We start from the raw sequence: 4,470 nt of genomic DNA, 5'->3' as shown, positions 1-4,470 counted from the left end.
AAATAAATATTCAATACAAGAAAACAGTCAGCAAGATCAGCAAACTCAATAATGGTGCCGGACCGTTCGAGCTGACCTGCGAGGATGGAACCACAACCACCGCCCGTACGGTGATTTTGGGTATTGGTTTACAGGGCAATATCCGAAAAATTGGAACTGCTGGTGACGACCTTCCCAATGTTCAATACACCCTGGCTGACCCCGATGAGTTCAACAATGAGATCATCATTGTGATTGGTGCGGGTGATGCCGCCATTGAAAACGCCCTGGCCTTGATGAAGAACAACAAGGTGGTGCTGATCAACCGCAAAGATGAATTTGCCCGCTGTAAAGAAGGCAACCTGAACCAGATTCTTGCAGCAGACAGGAATGAAGATTTGCGTATCTTCTACAACACCAGCACTAGTGCAGTCGAGGAGATACCCGGGGCCAAGGAGGGAGAACCCACACTCAACTACCGCTACAAAGGCCCCGAAGGTGAGCAGGCCATGCCTGTGCACCGAATTATTGCCCGTTTGGGCGCGACTCCGCCTCGTGGCCTGGTTGAAAGCTTCGGGGTGACATTCCCCAACAGCGATCCCAACGCAGTGCCTGCGCTTAGCGAAACTTATGAATCCAACGTGCCCGGCCTGTTCATCGTCGGTGCGCTGGGCGGATATCCTTTGATCAAACAAGCAATGAACCAAGGCCATGAGGTGGTGGATTCCATCATGGGCTTACCGGTAGTACCCGCTGACGAGCCACTGTTGGCTGAGAAGTTCAAACCCCTGGGAGATATTTCCGTCTCGGCCGTGCTGGACATGATTCTGGAGAATGTTCCACTGTTCAACCAGATGACCCGACTTCAGCTGCGCGAATTCATGCTGGAATCAACGCTTCACCAACCCAAGAAAGGTTCAGTCATTTTCCACAAAGGTGACTACACCAGCACTTTCTTTGCCATCGTGCAGGGAAGCGTGGGCATTGAATTGGTGAACAAAGATGGCAAGCCATTCATTCTCAATCTCGACAAAGGCAATTATTTTGGCGAGATGGGCCTGATCTCCGGGCGACGCCGCACGGCGACAGTGTACGCAGGTGAAAACTGCGTATTGATCGAAACGCCCCGCAAGGCCATGCTGAAGCTGATCGCCTCAGTAGATGCGGTGCGCCGAACCCTTGATGAAACGTTCGTACGTCGAGCTCTGTCTACACACCTTGCGCCGCAACTTGAAGCGCATGAAATTGAACAACTGATTGCGTCAGGCATCAGTGTGACCCGCTATGTGCGAGGTGAAAAACTGTTCAGTGAAGGCGATAAAACCGACGGCTTGCATTTGATTCGGCGCGGATCCGTTGCAGTGTCCAAGTTGATTGACGACCAAGACTCGGTGCTTTCCTATGTGTCTGCAGGCAGCTATGTCGGGGAAATAGACCTCGTGGATGGAACAGATCGACAGACCACATGCACAGCCACGGTATTGACCGAGGTGTTATTGATTCAAGCCGATGCGGTCATCGATGTGTTGAGCAAAAACAGCAATTGGAAAAAGTCTCTTCAGGCCAAAATTGGCAAGCGCGTTCATGACGCCATTTTCCGGGAAAGCACTGCAAAACGTGAAAGTGACTTGATTCACTTTTTGATGAAACAAGGTTTGGGCGATGCCACCAACGCCCTGGTCATTGATGAAAACCTGTGCGTGCACTGTGACAATTGTGAACGTGCCTGCGCAGAAACTCACGATGGAATACCTCGCCTGGATCGCGATGCTGGACCCACCTTTCAGAATATTCATCTGGCGCATTCCTGTCGACACTGTGAACAGCCACACTGCATGAAAGACTGCCCACCGGATGCCATTCGCCGCAATGAAAAAGGTGAAGTCATGATTGCAGACACCTGCATTGGTTGCGGTAACTGTGCCAAAAACTGCCCTTACAATGCGATTGAATTGAGGGTGAAACCACCTCCCAGAAAAACCGGTTTGCTGTCTTGGCTGCTGTTCGGCGCGGGTGGCCCTCTGGGAGAACGCCCGGTAAAGTACGACGCCAATTCCGTCAAGAAGGCATACAAGTGTGACTTGTGCCACGGCAAAGATGGCGGCCCGGCTTGCGTTCGTGCCTGCCCTACTGGCGCGGCATTCCGAATTTCACCCGAGGTGTATTTGAACCAGCAAAACGAACTGATCTAATCCGACTAAGTTGGGTTGAATCACTTCGTTTTACTTCGTGTCAAATTGGGTGACACCATCCCAGTTTTCAGGTGGGGAATTCAACTCAAAGTACTCAATACGGTTTTCGTAGAGAGCATGCAAAGTAGGATTCGTCACCACACTGCCCTGCAATCCAGCCAATAGTTCACGCGCCAACTGCCATTTCTGGGCACGAAACGCAGCCAAAAACTTATCCCATTTTTCCAACTGGCTCAAGCTTGCTTCAGGCAAAGTGGCGTGCTCGCCCAAAGGTGCATAAATTGAAACAGGCTCGTTCTTGCCCTTCACCTTCACCGCATCCAGCTCTTGAAACACCATGCCGGGCACAGCCGCTTTGGTTTGTGGTCCAACAATTACGCCCACACCATAAGTTTTGGTGATGCCTTCCAGTCGCGAACCCAGGTTCACCGCATCGCCCATCACGGTGTAGGCACGTCGAATTTTTGAGCCCATGTCGCCCACGCGCATTTGCCCGGTGTTCACACCCACACCAATGGCCAGCGTGGGCCAATTGCGTGCCAACAACCGCTCATTCAAACGTACAGCTTCTTCCTGCATGGCAATGGCCGCTTTGGTGGCCAATTCAGCATGTTCAGTATCGGCAATGGGTGCCCCCCAAAAGGCCATGATGGCATCACCAATGTATTTGTCCAGCGTGCCACGGTGGGAGCGAATAATCTCGGACATCACCGTGAGATATTCATTGATGTACTCGCGCAGTTCATTGGGTTTGAGTGACTCTGAAATCGTGGTGAAACCACGGACATCCGAAAACAACACTGTGAGTTCGCGGCTTTCACCTTCCATGGAATAGCGCTTGGGGTCAGCTGCCATTTCAGAGACCAATTCTGGCGCTACATACTCCCCGAACAAATCCACCATTTGCCGCTTGCTGCGCGATTCCGCCAAATATCCATAAGCCACATCGAACATGAATATGGCAAGCACCAGCAACAACACCACCGCCACCGGCAATACCAGGCCTGCCTGAAAATACAGCAAGGAATTGACTGCCACGCTGGCCACCAACACCGCCAGTGCAACCAACAGCGACCAGGTGGCGCTCAGAATCGGCATCATCACACTCAACACGAAACCCACGGCAAGCACGGTAATGAACAACAAACCCTGCGAATACTCGGGCCGAAGTTTATAAATGCTGTCGAGCATGCCACTGATCACATTGGCATGCACTTCTACCCCCGGGTAGGCCGGGTTCACGGGTGTACTTCGCAAATCAAGCAGGCCTGGCGCTGTAGTGCCGATCAATACAATTCGACCTTCAATGTCCTCGGGCTTCAATGTACCGGCAAGTACATCGGCAGCAGACACATAGCGATAGCCGCCAGCATTCGGACCGCCCTTGGCCCGGAAATGAACACGGGTCAACAAACCACGTTCAACAGGTATGTCCAACTCAACTTCCGGAGATCTCAGTGCAATCAATTCCACCGCACCATAATCATCGGGAACACCTTCCGGAAACACAGGTATCACCTGTGGGTTACCCAAGGCCCGCCGCAGTGTGCCCAAAGCAAAACTTTGGTAATAAGCATCATTGAATTGGGCAAGCAGCGGAATGGAGCGAACGGTGCCGTCCTCATCCACAATCGGATTGAAATAGCCTCCCTCTGCATTTTTCTGCAGCACAGGGATGTTGCCGCCATAGCCCTGCCAGCTTGTACTGTCGAGGGTCAACTCACCCAACTGGCTTCTCTTGAACAATGCTGACGGAAGGGCACCAGACAGCGCTGTTGGATCCTGATTCAGGTAGTACCCCAACACGACAGGTCGGTCAGCCAGAACCTCGGCCAACTGCGCGTCTCGATCGAACTGCGCTTGGATTCCGGTTCGCAACTCCTGAATCTGGCTACCCAGAGCAGGCTTGTTTTCAATAATGGTATCCAGGGCCAAAAGCGCATCACTTTGCTGAGGCTCGGCAAACACAATGTCAAAACCAACCGCGGCGGCGCCCAGCCGATCGGTTAGCTCAACAACCAGCTTGGCCACCACATCTCTAGACCATGGCCAACGCCCCACCTCGCTCAGGCTTTGTTCATCAATATCGACAATCACAATGCGTGGATCAAGCTCAGGCAATTGTGCCTCGGCCCGCAGCCGCACGTCATAAACCAGGTAATCAAGACGCTTCACCACTTCGCTGGGTGCGAAGCCCAACACATGCAGCAAAGCCACTGCCGTGAACGAAAAACCCACACCGATGCGAAATGCTTTGCCCGCAATTTTTCGCCAAGACTTGATCAATTTGCTCATGCAT

Annotated in this window: 2 protein-coding genes; one reads left to right on the top strand and one right to left on the bottom strand. The window is 52.4% G+C overall.

The genetic code is table 11. The features are described 5' to 3' along the window. The coding region (locus tag A0129_RS15420; RefSeq protein WP_291716277.1) for a cyclic nucleotide-binding domain-containing protein at nucleotides 1–2,171 on the top strand (2,171 nt) is incomplete at its 5' end. A 30-nt stretch (nucleotides 2,172–2,201) separates the two neighbouring features. Here the strand turns inward: A0129_RS15420 and A0129_RS15415 are convergent. Then, a partial coding sequence (locus A0129_RS15415; protein WP_367190004.1) for a CHASE2 domain-containing protein occupies nucleotides 2,202–4,470 on the bottom strand: 2,269 nt, incomplete at its 5' end.

It is taken from the genome of Limnobacter sp. CACIAM 66H1 (assembly GCF_001601825.1).
Taxonomy (GTDB): Bacteria; Pseudomonadota; Gammaproteobacteria; order Burkholderiales; family Burkholderiaceae_B; genus Limnobacter.
This window is presented reverse-complemented; position numbering and strand designations above follow the sequence as displayed.